At 64.6% G+C, this 16,654-nt stretch carries 14 protein-coding genes, 1 tRNA gene and 1 pseudogene; 5 read left to right on the top strand and 11 right to left on the bottom strand.

Features of this window, described 5'->3' with window-relative positions:
* Positions 1 to 3: 3 nt before the first annotated feature.
* The 8 genes from AC0L3S_RS22825 to AC0L3S_RS22790 form a co-directional block, all read right to left on the bottom strand.
* Positions 4 to 1,251: a class I SAM-dependent RNA methyltransferase gene (locus tag AC0L3S_RS22825; protein WP_473281409.1), complete on the bottom strand. Its 1,248-nt coding sequence runs from the start codon at positions 1,249 to 1,251 to the stop codon at positions 4 to 6.
* On the bottom strand, positions 1,244 to 1,978 hold the full coding sequence (locus AC0L3S_RS22820) for a TlyA family RNA methyltransferase (protein WP_473265189.1): 735 nt from the start codon (positions 1,976 to 1,978) through the stop codon (positions 1,244 to 1,246). The genes AC0L3S_RS22825 and AC0L3S_RS22820 overlap by 8 nt, the downstream gene beginning before the upstream one ends.
* A 26-nt stretch (positions 1,979 to 2,004) precedes the next feature.
* On the bottom strand, positions 2,005 to 2,559 hold the full coding sequence (locus AC0L3S_RS22815; protein ID WP_473281406.1) for a nucleoside 2-deoxyribosyltransferase: 555 nt from the start codon (positions 2,557 to 2,559) through the stop codon (positions 2,005 to 2,007).
* Positions 2,560 to 2,592: 33 nt separating this feature from the next.
* Positions 2,593 to 4,521 (bottom strand): 1-deoxy-D-xylulose-5-phosphate synthase, encoded by a 1,929-nt coding sequence (gene dxs / locus AC0L3S_RS22810; RefSeq protein ID WP_473265191.1) that lies wholly within the window; start codon positions 4,519 to 4,521, stop codon positions 2,593 to 2,595.
* Between the two features lie 591 nt (positions 4,522 to 5,112).
* A complete protein-coding gene (locus tag AC0L3S_RS22805) occupies positions 5,113 to 5,364 on the bottom strand; it encodes an exodeoxyribonuclease VII small subunit (RefSeq protein ID WP_007594646.1) in 252 nt (83 codons plus the stop codon).
* 73 nt (positions 5,365 to 5,437) lie between these two features.
* Positions 5,438 to 6,367, bottom strand: a complete 930-nt coding sequence (locus AC0L3S_RS22800) for a histone deacetylase family protein (RefSeq protein ID WP_473281404.1) — start codon at positions 6,365 to 6,367, stop codon at positions 5,438 to 5,440.
* Positions 6,368 to 6,501: 134 nt separating this feature from the next.
* Positions 6,502 to 8,160, bottom strand: coding sequence for a bifunctional metallophosphatase/5'-nucleotidase (locus tag AC0L3S_RS22795; protein ID WP_473265193.1), 1,659 nt, complete (start codon positions 8,158 to 8,160; stop codon positions 6,502 to 6,504).
* Between the two features lie 78 nt (positions 8,161 to 8,238).
* Positions 8,239 to 9,000 (bottom strand): enoyl-CoA hydratase-related protein, encoded by a 762-nt coding sequence (locus AC0L3S_RS22790; RefSeq protein WP_473265194.1) that lies wholly within the window; start codon positions 8,998 to 9,000, stop codon positions 8,239 to 8,241.
* A 247-nt stretch (positions 9,001 to 9,247) separates the two neighbouring features.
* On the opposite strand from AC0L3S_RS22790, the gene AC0L3S_RS22785 reads away from it, so the two are divergent.
* Positions 9,248 to 10,489 (top strand): MFS transporter, encoded by a 1,242-nt coding sequence (locus AC0L3S_RS22785; protein WP_473281402.1) that lies wholly within the window; start codon positions 9,248 to 9,250, stop codon positions 10,487 to 10,489.
* 91 nt (positions 10,490 to 10,580) lie between these two features.
* Here AC0L3S_RS22785 and AC0L3S_RS22780 read toward each other — a convergent pair whose 3' ends face one another.
* Complete coding sequence (locus tag AC0L3S_RS22780; RefSeq protein ID WP_473281400.1) at positions 10,581 to 12,359, bottom strand: acyl-CoA dehydrogenase; 1,779 nt, start codon at positions 12,357 to 12,359, stop codon at positions 10,581 to 10,583.
* Positions 12,360 to 12,613: 254 nt separating this feature from the next.
* Here AC0L3S_RS22780 and AC0L3S_RS22775 point away from each other — a divergent pair.
* The 3 genes and pseudogenes from AC0L3S_RS22775 to AC0L3S_RS22765 all read left to right on the top strand — a co-directional run bounded on the left by AC0L3S_RS22775 (position 12,614) and on the right by AC0L3S_RS22765 (position 13,511).
* Positions 12,614 to 12,688, top strand: a tRNA-Gln gene (locus AC0L3S_RS22775).
* A gap of 234 nt (positions 12,689 to 12,922) precedes the next feature.
* A pseudogene (locus AC0L3S_RS22770) lies at positions 12,923 to 13,081 on the top strand (DUF4062 domain-containing protein); the annotation flags it as partial.
* 49 nt (positions 13,082 to 13,130) lie between these two features.
* Complete coding sequence (locus AC0L3S_RS22765; RefSeq protein ID WP_473281524.1) at positions 13,131 to 13,511, top strand: hypothetical protein; 381 nt, start codon at positions 13,131 to 13,133, stop codon at positions 13,509 to 13,511.
* Positions 13,512 to 13,604: 93 nt separating this feature from the next.
* On the opposite strand, the gene AC0L3S_RS22760 is transcribed toward AC0L3S_RS22765, so the two are convergent.
* Positions 13,605 to 14,492 (bottom strand): hypothetical protein, encoded by an 888-nt coding sequence (locus AC0L3S_RS22760; protein ID WP_473281397.1) that lies wholly within the window; start codon positions 14,490 to 14,492, stop codon positions 13,605 to 13,607.
* A gap of 184 nt (positions 14,493 to 14,676) precedes the next feature.
* On the opposite strand from AC0L3S_RS22760, the gene AC0L3S_RS22755 reads away from it, so the two are divergent.
* Positions 14,677 to 15,864 (top strand): CaiB/BaiF CoA transferase family protein, encoded by a 1,188-nt coding sequence (locus tag AC0L3S_RS22755; protein ID WP_473281394.1) that lies wholly within the window; start codon positions 14,677 to 14,679, stop codon positions 15,862 to 15,864.
* On the opposite strand, the gene AC0L3S_RS22750 is transcribed toward AC0L3S_RS22755, so the two are convergent.
* Positions 15,861 to 16,646 (bottom strand): DUF72 domain-containing protein, encoded by a 786-nt coding sequence (locus AC0L3S_RS22750; protein WP_473265200.1) that lies wholly within the window; start codon positions 16,644 to 16,646, stop codon positions 15,861 to 15,863. The two genes, AC0L3S_RS22755 and AC0L3S_RS22750, sit on opposite strands and share 4 nt — an antisense overlap.
* Positions 16,647 to 16,654 lie beyond the last annotated feature (8 nt).

Raw genomic sequence — 16,654 nt, 5'->3', positions numbered from 1 at the left:
AGTCTAGCGCGTGAACTTCGCAACGAGCTCGACATGCGGCGTGTGGCGGAACTGATCCACCGGCACGACTACGTCGATGTTGTAGCCGCCATCGATCAGCAGCCGCGCGTCGCGGGCAAATGTCCCGACGTTGCAGGAGACCGCGACCACCACAGGCACCTTGCTGGCGGCGAGCTTCAGCGCCTGTGCCTGCGCGCCCTGGCGCGGGGGATCGAACACCACTGCATCGAAATCGCGCAGCTCCTGCGGCACCAGAGGGCGGCGGAACAGGTCGCGCGGCTCGCACCTGATCGGCTTGAGGCCGGGCGTGCGCGCGGCTTTCGCAAGGGTTGCGACCGCACCGGCATCGTTGTCGTAGGCCGTGACGCGCGCCTTCTCTGCAAGCCGCAGAGCGAATGGCCCGACGCCGCAGAAGAGATCGAGCACCTCCTTGGCCTTGCCGATGCGCTCCGCGACGAGCGCGGCCAGCGTCTCTTCGCCAGCAACGGTTGCCTGCAGGAACGAGCCCGGCGGCAGAGTCACTTCAGCACGGCCCATCTTCACGGTCGGCGCCAGGCGTTGCAGCACCAGTTCGCCATGCCGTGTCAGCCGCGCCAGACGGTGCTGCTCGGCGACGCGCGACAGCGCCGTCACGAGCGGGGTTGGCAGCGGACCGGAGCCGCGCACGTCGACGTCGAGACCGTTGGCGGTTGCGGTGACCTGGATGTCCAGCGGTTTCGTTACTGACATTTTGGACGTCAGCAGTTCGGCGAGCGCCCAACCGGCATCGAGTGCACCCTCGAGCCCGGGATCGAGGATCGGGCAGCGATCGATCGGGATGACGTCGTGCGAGCTGGCAGCCGAGAAGCCGACCTTGAGGATGTCATGGGTGCCGAACCGGCCGTGCAGCGTGATGCGCCTGCGCCCCGCACCATGGGCATCGACCAGCGACGCCACCTCGCAGTCGATGCCGGCCTGGGCCAGGATCTCGACCACGATGCCGCGCTTCCAGGCGTGATACGGTTCAGTCGCCCAGTGCTGGATCGCGCAGCCGCCGCAGACGCCGAAATGCGGACAGAACGGCGCGACGCGCTCGGGGCTGGCGACATCCACCGCCAGCAGCTTGCGGCGGTCGGGATGGTTGCCGACGACATGATCGACCTCAACGGTCTCGCCGCCGAGCGTGTAGGGCACATATATGGCGTCGCCGGCGTGGAGCGAGACGCCGTCGCCGCGATGGCCGACGTGATCGATCGTCACGCGCTCAACCACGGCGCGCGCCCAGGAAGAATTCGATGTTGCCGTCGCCGCCGGTGATCGCCGACGGGAACACCTCGATATCGGTGCAGCCTAGCGAGGCAGCAAAGGCTGCGATGTCCTCGCAGATCTCGCGGTGCACGGCGGCGTCGCGGACGATGCCCTTCTTGTTGTGCTTCCGCTCCGCCTCGAATTGCGGCTTGATCAGCGCCAGCAGGCTCATCGGCGCGGCGGCCAGCGACAGCGCCACGGGCAGCACCGTCTTGAGCGAGATGAAGCTGACGTCGATCACGACGACATCGGGCCGCGCCGGCAAACGCTTGCCGTCATAGGCGCGGATGTCGGTCTCTTCCATCGACACGATCTTGGAGTGCCTGCGCAGCGAGGGATGCAATTGGCTGGTGCCGACATCGACGGCAAAGACCAGACTCGCGCCGTTCGCCAGCAGCACCTCGGTGAATCCGCCGGTGGACGCGCCGACGTCGAGGCAGACATGGTCCTCGATCTCGATCGGGTAGCGCTCCAGCGCGCCGGCGAGCTTGACGCCGCCGCGGGAGACGTAGGGGTGCGCGGGCTCGGCCTGGATCACGGCGTCCTCGGCGATGGTCTCCGACGGCTTTGCGACCTGCTTGTCGTCGGCGGTGACGAGCCCGGCCTCGATCGCCGCGCGCGCCCGCGCCCGGCTCTCGAACAGGCCGCGCTCGACCAGCAGAACATCCGCGCGCTTGCGGGCAGGGGACATCATCTCTCCAAAGACGCCTGAGGCGCTTATGTAGCGATCAATCGCGCGGCCGCCATCCGGACGCAAGCCTCGAACGCGGCCAGATCGTGCCAGACGTCGATCGGCATCTGCGCCGGCGTCACCAGCGGGCAGCCATGCAGCTCCAGCGCGTGGATCATCATGAGATTGTCGACGAGGCCAAAATCCTCGACCGTCAGCCCCTGCGCGTCGACCAGCCGTCCCTCCTCGGACGTCACGTCCATGAAGCGACCGACACGATCGGCATAGGCGGCGCCGTCATTGGAATAGGCGAGGCAGAACTTGCGACGGCCGGCCATATAGCCGAGCTCGTAGACGGTGCCGGGATCGGCGCCGGCGCCGCGGAACGGCGTGAGGTTGGCGATGATCGCATCGGCGGCGTCCATCATCGCCTCGTTGCCGCAAAAGATCTGCCGCGAGGCGTCGGGAGCGGCGAGGTCGATCTCGTTGTCGAGCGGATAGAGGCCGGTGAGGCCGTTTGCGGCACAGATGGCACCCTTCTGCCGGCCGATCTCGACCGCATCTGGCAGGAACACGTCGGGGCCTGCCAGATAGATTTTCATCAGAGCTGCTTCGCGGAAGGTCGAAGCTCGCTTTTAGGCGAGCTTGACCGTCTCGGCCTTAACATCCTTGCCGAGCGCCTCGAACACCTTGGCGACGATGCCCTTGGCATCGAGACCGGCACGACCGTACATCGCCGCCGGGGTATCGTGGTCCTGGAACACGTCGGGCAGCACCATGGTGCGGAACCGCACCAGGCCGCTGTCGAGTGCGCCCTGATCGGTCAGGTATTGCGCGACATGCGAGCCGAAACCGCCGACCGAGCCTTCCTCGATCGTGATCAGGATCTCGTGGTCGCGCGCGAGCTTGAGCACCAGCTCGGTGTCCAGCGGCTTCATGAAGCGCGCATCCGCGATCGTGGTCGAAAGGCCGTGGGCTGCGAGCTCGTCGGCGGCCTTCTCGCATTCGGCGAGGCGCGTGCCGAAGGAGAGCAGGGCGATCTTGCTGCCCTGGCGGACGATGCGGCCCTTGCCGATCTCGAGCGGAATGCCGATTTCGGGCATCTCGATGCCGCGGCCTTCACCGCGCGGATAGCGCAGCGAGCTCGGACGATCGTTGATCGCGACCTGGGTCGCGACCATGTGCACCAGCTCGGCTTCGTCGGCCGCGGCCATGATGACCATGTTCGGCAAACAGCCGAGATAGGCGTTGTCGAACGAACCGGCATGGGTGGCGCCGTCGGCGCCGACGAGGCCGGCGCGGTCGATGGCGAAGCGCACCGGCAGGCTCTGGATCGCGACGTCATGCACGATCTGGTCGTAGCCGCGCTGCAGGAAGGTCGAGTAGATCGCGCAGAACGGCTTGTAGCCTTCGGTGGCGAGACCGGCGGCGAACGTCACTGCGTGCTGCTCGGCGATGCCGACGTCGAAGGTGCGGTCCGGGAACGCCTTGTTGAAGATGTCGACGCCGGTGCCGGAGGGCATCGCCGCGGTGATGGCGACGATCTTGTCGTCCTTCTCCGCTTCCTTGACGAGGCTCTGGCCGAACACGTTCTGATAGGCCGGCGCGTTCGGCTTGGACTTGGCCTGGGTGCCGGTCGCGACGTCGAACTTGACCACCGCGTGGTACTTGTCGGCGGAGGCTTCCGCAGGGCCGTAGCCCTTGCCCTTCTGCGTCACGACGTGAACCAGGATCGGGCCGGTCTCCATGTCGCGCACGTTCTTCAGCACGGGCAGGAGATGGTCGAGGTTGTGGCCGTCGATCGGACCCACGTAATAGAAGCCGAGCTCCTCGAACAGCGTGCCGCCGTCCATCATGAAGCCGCGGGAATATTCCTCGACGCGGTTGGCGCGGTTGGCGAGGATCTTGGGCAGGCGCTGGTTGATCTGCTTGGCCACATCGCGCAGCGTGCGATAGGTCTTGCCCGAGTAGAGCCGCGACAGATAGGCGCTCATCGCGCCGACCGGCGGCGCGATCGACATGTCGTTGTCGTTGAGGACGACGATCAGGCGCGAGTTCATCGCGCCCGCATTGTTCATGGCCTCGTAGGCCATGCCCGCCGACATCGCGCCGTCACCGATCACGGCGATAACGTTGTTCTTGCCGCCGGAGAGGTCGCGCGCGACCGCCATGCCGAGGCCGGCGGAGATCGAGGTCGAGGAATGCGCGGCGCCGAACGGATCGTAATCGCTTTCGCTGCGCTTGGTGAAGCCGGAGAGGCCGCCGCCGGTGCGCAGCGTGCGGATGCGATCGCGCCGGCCGGTGAGGATCTTGTGCGGATAGGCCTGGTGGCCGACGTCCCAGATCAGCCGGTCGCGCGGGGTGTCGAAGACGTAATGGATCGCAGTGGTGAGTTCGACCACGCCGAGGCCCGCGCCGAAGTGACCGCCGGTCACCGAGACGGCATCGATGGTCTCCTGACGCAGCTCATCAGCGACCTGGCGAACCTGCTCGATCTTGAGCTTGCGCAGGTCGTCCGGCGTCCGGATGGTGTCGAGAAGCGGCGTTTTACTGTATGCGTTCACGGCGATTTCCAATTTGTCAGCGCCGGAAGGTCATTCCGGTGCGCGATGGGTTTGCACAATATCGGCGCAGCGCGAGTCCTTAAACCGTCGGAGCCACCTGCATGGGGCAAAGCCCCGTCTTCAAGCTTAGGTGAGCTTAAGTGCTCTCCGGTTCAGTCTCTGTGATCCCTGTCACTTAGATCGGCTTCGTCCATCCAGCCAATTGTCAGCAGTTTGAAGCGCTTGTCGTTGGTAATCAGTGCCCACGCAAGGCTTACAAAAAGCCACACTCCGCGCAGCTTTACACCAAAGCTTGGGCCAAAGCCAACCCGCTCCGCCGATTACGGCCATGCACCTGCAACCCGCGGGCCAGAGTGGTTAATCCTGGCGTCAACGGAAGGGTTCCAAGCTTGCCGGTTCCTCGGCAAGGTTTTTGGCGCGGGCAAGCTATTTTTGGACGGATTCAGGAGGGCGAGGGCCCGTGAGGGAGGTTCCGTGACCTTCAGAGCGCCGGTTCCCTGGGATCAGGCAGCAGCGACGCCCGACGGCGGCGTGCGATCATGAGAATTGCCGGTTCCCGCTGCGTGAGAGAGGCGGCTTGGAAGGCGCCCCTTACTGGACGTCGAGCGGCGCGGTGCCGGTGGCCTGGCCGCTGGCATCGGTGGTGATCTTGTCGACGCGCGCCTCGGCCTGGCGCAGCAACTCCTCGCAGCGACGCTTCAGGGCCTCGCCGCGCTCGTAGATTGTCACGGATTCCTCAAGCGGCACCTTGCCGTCCTCGAGCCGCTTCACGATGGTTTCGAGCTCCTCGATGGCACGTTCGAAGGTCAGCCTGGAGATGTCGATTTGGGTATTTTCGGCCATATAAGTTTCCGATTGCCCGATTCGCTTCACGTCGGAGAAAGCAAAGTTTTGCGGGCGCAATGTGGCGGGTGCGTCAGGCGCCCATCAGGGCGCCGACATGCGCCGTAACAGATTCTTTCAATCCTTGCAGGTCGTAGCCGCCCTCAAGCACAGAAACAACGCGTCCCCCGGCGGTCTTGTCGGCGAGGTCCATCAGCTTGCGCGTGACCCAGGCATAATCCTCCGCGCGCAAATTCAGTGACGCCAGCGGATCGCGATAATGCGCGTCGAAGCCTGCAGAGATGACGAGCAGCTCCGGGCTGAATTTTTCGAGCTGCGGCAGGATCAGATTCTCGAACGCGATGCGGAATTCCGGCCCGCCGTCCTCGGAGGCGAGCGGCGCGTTGACGATGGTGTCGTGGTCGCCGCGCTCGCTCTTGGCACCGGTGCCCGGAAACAGCGGCATCTGGTGCGTCGAGCAGTACATCACGGTCGGGTCCGACCAGAAGATGTCCTGCGTGCCGTTGCCGTGATGCACGTCGAAATCGACGATGGCTGCGCGCTTGATGCCGTATTTGCGCTGCGCGTGGCGCGCGGCGATGGCGACGTTGTCGAAGAAGCAGAAGCCCATCGGCTTGCCGATCTCGGCGTGGTGGCCGGGCGGGCGCACCGCGACGAAAGCGTTGCGATGCTCGCCCGCCATCACCGCTTCGGTCGCCGCCACCGCGCCGCCGACGCCGCGCATCACCGCTTCCCACGTGCCAGGCGACATCGAGGTGTCGCCATCGACATAGACCTGTCCGCTGGTCGGCGCGATGTGGCGCAGCTCCGTCACGTAGTGCTCGTTGTGGCAGAGCGTGACGAGGTCGAGATCGCCCTCCGGCGCCTGGTCGCGTACCAGGAACTGGAAGCGCTCATGCGACAGCGCCTCCTCCACCGCGCGCAGGCGGTCCGGCCTTTCAGGGTGTCCAGGCGGCGTGACGTGGTCGAGGCAGGCCTTGTGGGAGAGGAGAAGCGTACTCATCAGTCGGCCTCATGGGATGCGGGCTCTCGACGTCGCTTGGCGCATCCGGCGCCAAAACGCAAATGCAAAACCCAATCTATGCGTTCCCCCGGGAATGGCAAAGGGTGGTCCCGGACCGGCCCGTTTGACCCGGATCAATTCACGCGCAGGATGCGGCTCAGCGGCAGCGGCCCGATCGGTCCGTGCGCCCTGAAGAACGCGAACAGCGCGTCGGCGTCGTAGCCGCCATATTGCGGCCCCGTGCCTTGTTTGGCGACGGTAAAGCCGTCGCCACCGACTGCGAGGTAATCGTTGAGGGTGACGCGGTAGCCGCTTCCGGCTTCGATCGGCCTGCCATTGAGCGTCATTTTCTCGTTGATCACGCGCTCGCCGTATGGCTTCGCCGCATCCCAGGCATAACTGAACCCGTTCGAGACCTGGAGAATCCGCGGCCGCTTCGGGTCGAGCCATTGCTGCTCCAGCATGTCCTTGAGCTGGCTGCCCGTGACCGTCATGGTGACGAGCCGGTTGCGGAACGGCTGGCTGGCGAAAACGTCGCCGAAGGTGATCGCGCCGTTCTCCTTTGGAACGATGTCAGTGCGGATGCCGCCGGGATTGGTGAGCGCGATGACGGCGCCGCCGTCCTTGGCGTCCCTGGTCGCGGCGAGCTGCGCGTCCGCAATGACGTCGCCGAGCGCGCTTTCGCCGGCTTCGTTCGGCACGCGTGACAGCGTCTGTGTCACCGATCCAGCCGGGCGATTGGCGATCGGCGCCGAAAGCTTGTCGTAGGCATCGATCAATGCGGTCTGCTCGGGATCCCTGGGCAGCGAGGCATTGGCGACGATGACGTTCTCGGCTCTGGCGCTGACGATGTCGCGGGTTGCCGGATCGAGCTTGAGGTCGATCGCGGTGACCAGCGTACCGTATTTGTCGCCGCTGGTGACGAGGCGCCCGTCAATATCGCAGACATAAGCACGATGGGTGTGGCCGCTGACGACGACGTCGACGGCGCGATCGAATTTCTTCACGATGTCGACGATTGGCCCGGTGATGGCAGGGCATTCATTGTAGTCGCCGGCCGGCTCGCCGCCCTGGTGGATCAGCACCACGATCGCCTCGACCCCACGCGTCTTCAGCTGCGGCACCAGCGCGTTCACCGTCTCGGCTTCGTCGCGGAATTCGAGGCCCGTGATGCCCGATGGCGAGACGATGCCCGCGGTGTCCTTCAAGGTCAGCCCGATGAAGGCGATGGGGATGCCTTCGAACTCCCTGATCTCGTAAGGCGGCAGCACGCTCTTGCCCGTCGCCGTCTCGATGGTGGACGCCGCGAGATAGCGGAATTTGGCGCCCGTGAAGGGATGCGGCCCCTGGCAGCCGTCGACGGGATGACAGCCCCCGTTCTGCATCCGCAACAGCTCGGTCTTGCCCTCGTCGAATTCGTGATTCCCGACCGAACTGATCGCGAGCCCCATCATCGAGAGCGACTCGATCGAAGGCTCGTCGTGGAACATCGCCGACAGGAACGGGCTTGCGCCGATCAGGTCGCCGGCGGCGACGAAGATCGTGTTCTTGTGTCCTTCGCGCAGCTGCTTCACCAGCGTCGCCATGTATTCGGCACCGCCGGCCGCCACCATCACCTTCCTGGACTTGTCCTCGGGATCGCTGATCCGGATGCCGCCCGGCGGCGGGCGCAGATTGCCGTGGAAATCGTTGATCGCGAGGATGCGCAGCTCGACGGGTGCGGCGGTTTGGGCGGACGCGGGCGGGACGGCGAGCGCGAGCGCGAAGATAGTCAGGCGGAGAACATGTCGCATGGAACCAGACTAGTCGTTCCGCACGAAGATTTCACGAAAGTTATCGCGGCATTCCGGGGCGAGGCGCCGGGCGGCACCCTACTTTTTCTTCTTCCTGTTCGCAAACGCGTTGAAGGCGGCAGTGGCTTCTTCCGACTTCAGCCGCTCACCGAACAAATGGGCCTCCTGATCGATGCGGCGGGTGAGCTCCTCGGATGCCACGCGCAGTAGTTTGCGTGAGGTCGCGACCGCTTCGGCGGGGAGCCTGCAGATATCGCGCGCCACCTTGCGCGCCTCGACCTCGGTATGACCCGGCGAGACCACGGTGTTGACGAAGCCGGCGGCATGCGCTTCCGCGGCCGTAAAAGTCCGCCCCATCACCAGCATGGCGAAGGCGCGCTGATAGCCCATCGTGTTCGGCATCAAGAGGCTGGACGCGCCGACCGGCACGAGCCCGAGATGGATGTAGGGCGCGGAGAACGTCGCCGCGTTCGAGGCCAGCACATAGTCGCAATGGAACAGCATCACGGTGCCCATGCCGATCGACGCGCCGTCCACGGCCGCGATCACCGGCTTGGCGTTGAGGGCGAGCGAATAGAGAAACTTGGCACCGTCGGACAGCGTCTCGGGGCGCGACGTGTCGGCGTGCATGAAATCGTCGATGTCGTCGCCGGCGGTGAACACGCCGGAGCCCCCGGTGATGATCATGCAGCGGATGTCGGGATTGTTCTGCGCGGTGTCGATCGCGCGGCTCATCTCCCGATACATGTCCTGCGTGATCGCGTTCTTCTTGCTCGGGCGACGCAGGGTGATCACGCGCGTTCCGCGCTCTTCGGTGACGACGATATTGCCATTCGGCATGAGGGGCCCCTGCGGTCACCGCGATACTGACATTGGCTAGACTCGCGAAACGTCAGCCTACATCATCTTGCAGGCGTGCCAATGCGCTCGCGCGACCTTTTGGAGAGCGAATCCGCGTGAGAGGGGCGCATCACGCTCCCCGCCGTGCTGCGCGTTGCAACAATCAGCTACCTTTTTCATTTGAAAAACCCCTTGGTTGTGGTGCACGATCGCCTCGCGCCGTTCCATTTGGCGGATTGCCCGATTGATGATTGCCGCCACTCGTGTTGACGAATCCTCGCTGCACTATCGCGGCTGGCGCGTCGTGCTGGCCTGCTTCCTGATGGCTTTCTTCATGTTCGGCTTCGGCCTCTACGGCCAGGGCGTCTATCTCGCCGAACTGCAGCGCGCCCATGGCTGGCCGGGCACGCTGGTCTCCGCGGCCAGCACCTTCTCCTTTCTCCTGACTGCGGTCCTCGTCATCTTCACCGACGATCTGCTCGCCCGCATCGGGCTGCGGTCGCTGATCCTGTGCGGCCTGTCGGCGCTCGGCGCTTCGACGGTGCTGCTGGCGCTGCTGCAGACGCCTTGGCAGCTCTATCTCGCTTACGCGCTGATGTCGGTCGGCTGGACCGGCATGGGCACGGTGGTGATCGCGACCGTGCTGAACTCCTGGTTCGAACGGCGCCGCGGGCTCGCGCTCAGTCTCGCCTACAACGGCGCGACCTGCGGCGGCATCGTCCTCGTGCCGCTGCTGCTGTCGCTGAGCGCCAGCATCGGCTTCCGTTCCGCGATGCTGGCGGCCACGCTCGCGATGGTGGTGCTGGTGCTGCCGGTGGTGGTCATCTTCACCGGCTGGCGAACCGAAATGCCGCCGACATCGGGTGGGGATTCATCCGCTGGCGGCATCGCCGTGCCTGCGGTTCACTCGCGCAAGACGCTGCTCGCCAATCCGGCGTTCTGGACCATGGTGCTGCCGATCGCGGTCGCGCTGCTGGCGCAGATGGGATTCATCATCCACCAGGTGACGTTCCTCGAACCGCTGATCGGCCGCGCCAGTGCGGGCCTTGCCGTCACCATCATGGCGGCGATGGCTGTGGTCGGGCGGCTGTCGCTCGGCCTGTTCGTCGACCGGCTCGATCCGCGGCTCGCCTGCGCGGCATCGATGACGAGCCAGGCGGCGGCTCTGTTCGTGCTTCTGCAAAGCACGAACCCGACCGTGCTGCTCGTGTGCTGCGCCGTCTACGGTTTCTCGATCGGCAACATGATCACGTTCCCGCCCTTGATCATCCAGCGCGAGATCGGCGCGAGCGCCTTCGCCGCCGCGATGGGACTGGGCACGTCGATCAGCGGCATTGTCAGCGCCTTCGGCCCCGGCATCGTCGGCCTCGTGCGCAGCGTCACCGGCAATTACACGAGCGCGTTTGCGATGTGCGTGGTGCTAGATCTGGTGGCGGCGGGCGTGGTGCTGTGGCGGCCGGGGAGACGTACGAAGCTCGCAGCTTCGTAGCCCGGATGGAGCGCAGCGCAATCCGGGATTCGTGCCACGAACGATGACGGCCCTGGATTGCGCTGCGCTCCATCCAGGCTACGCGTCCCAGCTACCCCAACAGCACCGCATCCGCCGCCGCGACCGACTCAGCGCTCTCCGTCACGGTTCGCTCGAGCGCGCCGGCCTGCACGGCGATGTTCTCGGCGAAGAAGCGCGCCAGCGAGACGTAGCGCGCGGCGTCCGTGATGCCATCGGATTTCGCGGCGAGCGCTTCGGACGCCAGCATGCAGCCGCCGAGCGTGGCGCCGAACTGTTGCAGATACGGCGTCGCGCCGGCCAGCGCCTCGTTCGGCGCGGACGCAACCCGCTCCAGCAGCCATTTGCTGGTGCGCGTCAGCGCCTCCAGTGCCTCGCGCAATTTAACGCCCGTGGTGCCGAAGGCGGGATCGTTGGAGGCTTCGACTTGCTTCACGATGGCCGAGAGTTCGTCGAGCAGCGCCCACACCGCTGCGCCGCCGTTGGTCGCGAGTTTTCGCGTGACGAGGTCGATGGCCTGGATGCCGTTGGTGCCCTCGTAGATCGCGGTGATGCGCGCATCGCGATAGTGCTGCGCCGCGCCTGTTTCCTCGATGAAGCCCATGCCGCCATGCACCTGCACGCCGAGATAGGCGACCTCGTTGCCGACATCGGTGGAATAGCCCTTGGCCATCGGCGTCAGCAGTGCCGCGCGCGCGGCAGCGTCGGCGCGGACCTTCGGATCCCTGGCGCGCGTCGAGACGTCGATCGCCACCGCGGTCGCATAGCAAATGGTGCGGGCCGCCGCGGTCTGCGCCCGCATCCGCATCAGCATGCGCTTGACGTCGGGATGCACGAAGATCGCATCGGAGCCGTCACCCTTGTTGCCGAGGGCACGGCCCTGCTTGCGCTCTTGTGCGTACGACAATGCCTGCTGATAGGCGCGGTCGGCGACACCGACGCCTTCGAGGCCGACGCCGAGGCGGGCCTGGTTCATCATCGTGAACATGCAGCGCATGCCCTGGTTCTCTTCGCCGACCAGGAAGCCGATCGCGCCGCCATGATCGCCCATGGTCATGGTGCAGGTGGGCGAGGCGTGCATGCCGAGCTTGTGCTCGACGCCGGAGGCAAAAATGTCGTTGCGCGCACCCAGCGAGCCGTCTTCGTTGACCATGAATTTGGGAACGAGAAACAGCGATATCCCCTTGGTCCCGGCGGGCGCGTCCGGCAGACGCGCCAGCACGAAATGCACGATGTTGTCGGTCATGTCGTGCTCGCCATAGGTGATGAAGATCTTCGTCCCCTTGATGCGATAGGTGCCGTCGACCTGCTTCTCGGCGCGGGTGCGCAGCGCGCCGACATCGGAGCCGGCCTGCGGCTCGGTCAGCTGCATCGTGCCGGTCCATTCGCCGGAGACGAGCTTCTCGAGATAGATTTTCTTCAACGCGTCGCTGCCATGCGCGTCCAGCGCCTCCATCGCCGACGCCGTCAGCAGCGGGCAGAGGCCGAAGGCGACGTTGGCGGCGCTCCAGATCTCGGTGCAGGCGGCGTTGATCGCGAGCGGCAGGCCCTGGCCGCCAAAATCCTCGGGGCCGGAGACCGCGTTCCAGCCGCCCTCGGTCCAGCGCTTGTAGGCATCCGGCCAGCCCGGCGCGGTCGTGACCTTGCCGTCGCTGAGCTTGATGCCGTGCTCGTCGCCCACCTTGTTGAGCGGCGCCAGCACGTCGGTCGCGAACTTGCCGGCTTCCTCCAGCACGGCGCTCACGATATCGCCGTCGAAATCGCCGTAATGGCCGGCCTCCATGGCAGCCTTCAGGCCGGCGCCGTGGGTGAGCGACAGCAGCATGTCAGAGATCGGCGCGCGGTAGGTCATGGCTCACTCCCGTGGACAGTTCTTGGCCGCCGTATTCCCATGAAACGGGGGAGGTCTCAACTGTCAGGAGGGGTGGCGGAACGCCCGTCGGCAACGGGCTGGCGTAGCGCTCATATAAGGCATGACGCGGCGCCACCGGCCCCTGTGGTATTTTGCCCCTCCGGGCGGTTGAAATGCCGCGCCTCTCCCTATAGACCGGCACCACTCGAGGGAATCCGCGGACGCTCCTGTCGCCGCCGTTCCCCAGGGCCTGATGGGGCGTAGCCAAGCGGTAAGGCAGCGGATTTTGATTCCGCCATTCGGAGGTTCGATCCCTCCCGCCCCAGCCAGGTTGTGTAATTATATCAATGCGATATGAAAAGATCCGAAGTGCGATCGCGGGCCGTCCGAAAGGCTCAGTTGCACTCAGGTTCTTCGTGCACATTCTTCTGAGTACAACTGTCCACCTTTTGTATTTTGCGTACCGAAGTCGAGCGATGATAGGCCGACAATCGACTTCAACGTTGCATAGCGCGGACTGTCGACACTGACCTCTTCATTCTGCGTGGCTCGAGGATCATCAGTTGCAAGCTAAGAAGTATCAGGTTTTCGTTTCTTCGACTTACACCGACTTAGTTGAGGAGCGTCGCGAGGCTATCGAAGCTATCCTCGATCTCGATCATATTCCTGCGGGTATGGAGGGTTTACCTGCGATCGACATGGAGCAATTTAAGTACATTCAACGGGTAATAGATCAGTGCGACTATTACGTGTTGTTGGTTGGTGCCCGATATGGCGCCGCTAGATTCTCAGTACGACGTGAAGTTTACTTACTTCGGCCAGCGTGGGGAAACGGTAAATTCGTCAATCAAAATGACGTGGCGAGAGATATTTGTCGGCATCGCCCCAAAGTTGTCGATACCGCAAGTGCCAAAGAACCTCGCGATTTATCTGGAGCGCTATCTCAAGCAATCGGGGCGGTCTAATCGCAGCGGGATCGATCTCAACTCGGTCACCGCAGACCAGATCAGAGTACAGCTTGGAGCGTACGGTCTGATTAAGGAAATTCGTGGAACGAATACGAGTGGTGGTTTGGGCGAATGGCTCCAGCTCACGGAGCTGGATGACCGAATAATGAAAGAAGCGATGGTAGTCAAAGCGAAGGAAGCATGAGTCACTCGCTCGTTTCAGCGGAAACGCCTCAAGTGGCATACTGTCAGCGGCCCGCGGCCAGAAATTTCGTAGCTCGGTCGCACAACCCAGCCCCTATCCCTCGTATTGGTCCGGCTCCATCGCCCAGAACGACTGATCGTGGCCAGCCGCATAGTTCCGGTTGTTGATCGCCGGATTGCGATTGACCATCGGGCGCATGAACATCGGGTGGGTGGCGCTGCGCACTTCGTGCTCGACCGTGAACAGAGGCTTGCCGCTGTCGAGATCGACGATGTCGCAGAAGCGGTACTGGTACTGATTGTCCTCGCGCGAGACCAGATTGCGTGCGAGCAGCTTGCGGTACGGGCCGGAGAAATCGGTGATGTACATCTGCAGATGGTGGCCGTCATAGTCGCCTTGGGGCCGATCGGTCTCGCGGAACAGCAGATGCTGGTCGCGGCCCGTTTTCACGGCGGCGACCGTGCCGTCGCCGTTCCACAGCTCTGATGGCATGCCCATGATCTCGGGGTAGAAGGCACAGATGCGCGCGGCGGATCCCACCGGCACGTCGAACTCGACATAGGGAATGCCGAGCGCGACGCGGCCGAAGCGCGCGGCGTCGGGCTCGTAGCAGCGCAGGCGGTTGCCCCACGGACAAATCGCCTCGACATGGTCGTTGTGCTCGGCGAAGGCGAACGCAGTGCCCTCGAGCTTCTTTGCGACCGACGCCAGCCGGGCGAGCAGCGCCTCGCGGCCCGCGATGACCAGTCCGGTATGGCCGCGCAACACCTGCGGCCTGCCGCTCGGCAAATGAAACTGGCTGCGGCCGGCATTGATCCACATGTTGGTGTCGGACACCATCAGATAGGGATCGCGGGTGAGCCCGAGGCCTGTGACGTAGAACAGCGTGGCGAGGCGCTGGTCCGGGACCTGGATGTTGACGTGCTCGAAATGGATCGCGTTGCCGAGATCTTCTGCGGATCGATTGAATTGTTGCGGCATGGATGAGGCTCTGATGGGGGAGGGACCGATCCATACTAGAGCACAATTTCCGCCAGTCGAAATGATTCGCCGATCACATCTTGAGGGCAGGGCATGGCTTGAGGGAAGGGCGTGGCGTCCGTTGCCACCTTGCCGCAAATGCCAATCCCTGTAAGCTGACGAAAAGCACAAAGGAAAGAGATCGATGGGAGGGGTTCTGGACGGCGTCCGCGTTCTCGATTTCGGGCGCTATATCGCGGGCCCCTATTGCGCGACCTTGCTGGGCGAATTCGGCGCCGAGGTCATTCGCGTGGAGAAGCGCGACGGCAGCGAGGATCGCTTCGTGGCCCCGGTGGGCGAAAATGGCGAAGGCGCGCTGTTCCTTCAGGTCAACCGCAACAAGAAGTGCCTCACGCTCGATCCGATGAAGCCGGAAGGGCAGGAGGTGATGCGCCGGCTGATTGCGACCGCGGACGTGGTCGTCGCCAATCTACCGCCGCAGACCTTGCGCGCGATGAAGCTCGATTACGACTCGCTGAAGGCGATCAAGCCGGACATCATCCTGACGACGGCCACCGCGTTCGGCGGGCCGGGGCCATGGTCCGACCGCGTCGGCTTCGACGGCGTCGGCCAGGTCATGTCGGGCTCGGTGTACATGACGGGCGTAGGCGATCCGCCCTACCGGGCCGCGGTCAACTGGGTTGATTTCGGGACCGCGCTGCATTGCGCGTTCGGCACGCTCGCCGCGCTGATCGAGCGCGGCAAATCCGGGCGCGGGCAGATCGTCGAGGGCGCATTGCTCGCAACCGCCTTGTCCTTCACCAATGCCACGCTGATCGAGCAGGCCATCATCAACGTCAATCGGGTGCCGACAGGCAATCTCGGCCAGACCGCGGCGCCCGCCGACATCTACCGCACCAGGGACGGCTGGGTGCTGTGCCAGGTCACGGGGCATCCGCTGTTCAAGCGCTGGGCGAAACTGATGGGCGAGGAAGAGTTGTGGCTGGGCGATCCGCGCTTTGCCGACGACATCAGCCGCGGCAACAACGGCCCTGTCATCAGCGAGCGGATGGCGCGCTGGTGCGCCGAGCGCACCACGCAGGAAGCGGTCGACACCCTGGGCAAGGCCATGATTCCGACCGGCCCCGTGCTGAGCCCGCAACAAGCGCTGGATCATCCGCACATCCGCGCCGCCGGCTTCATGCAGGACGTCGACTATCCCGGTCTGCCGAAGCCCGCACCAGTGTCGCGGGCCGCCGTCCGCCTCTCGGAAACGCCCGGCGAGATCGCGACGCGTCCGCCGACGCTCGGCGAGCATACCGACCTTATCCTGAGCGAGCTCGGCTACGACAAGGCCGCCATCGCGGCGCTCCGGCAAGGCGGCATCGTCTAGCGGTGAACAAAGGTGTCCGCACGGCGGCTTGCCGTCGTGATCGCCGCGCTTTGCCGCACGTTGAGCAATTGCTGCAACGCCCGGGCATCGGCCGGCGCCGCGCTCTTCTGGTCGTTGTCGAAATAGACATAGACGTCGCAGCCCTGCCGCTTCCAGGACTTGATGCGCCGCGCCCATTGCGCCAGCGCGGGTTTCGTATAGTGCCCGTGATAACGCCCGCTGGGCCCGTGTCCGCGCACATAGACGAAGTCCGCCGTGCGCTTCCATGGCGCGGGCGCATCGTGATGATCGGACAGGCACAGCGACATGTTCTCGTCGGCCAGCATCCGCAAGATGCGCGGCTGATACCAGCTCGGATGACGGAATTCGAAACTGTAACGCCGCTTCCGCGACAACAGCTTGAAGAAACCGGCGAGGCGGTCCGCGTCGGCCTCGAATTGCGGCGGCAGCTGGAACAGGATCGGGCCGGCCTTGCCGCCGAGCCGTGAGATGCGATCCTCGAGCAGTTCGAGGCTGTTCACCGAGCGATCCGACAGGCGCTTCCAATGCGTGATGAATTTCGAGGCCTTCCAGGCAAAGACGAAATCGCGGCCGGTCTGCTCCCGCCACCCCTCGACGGCCTCCGGCGTCGGGGTGCGGTAGAACACCCCGTTCAGCTCGGTGGTGTCGAACTGTCCGGCGTAGTAGCTCAGCTGCTGCTTCAGCGTCACGCCCTCGGGAAAGAACGGGCCTCGCCAGGAGGCGTAATGCCAGCCGGAAGTTCCGATCAGAACGCGCGCCATGTTTGACG

The sequence above is a fragment of the Bradyrhizobium sp. Ken01 genome (genome assembly GCF_055807355.1).
This window is presented reverse-complemented; position numbering and strand designations above follow the sequence as displayed.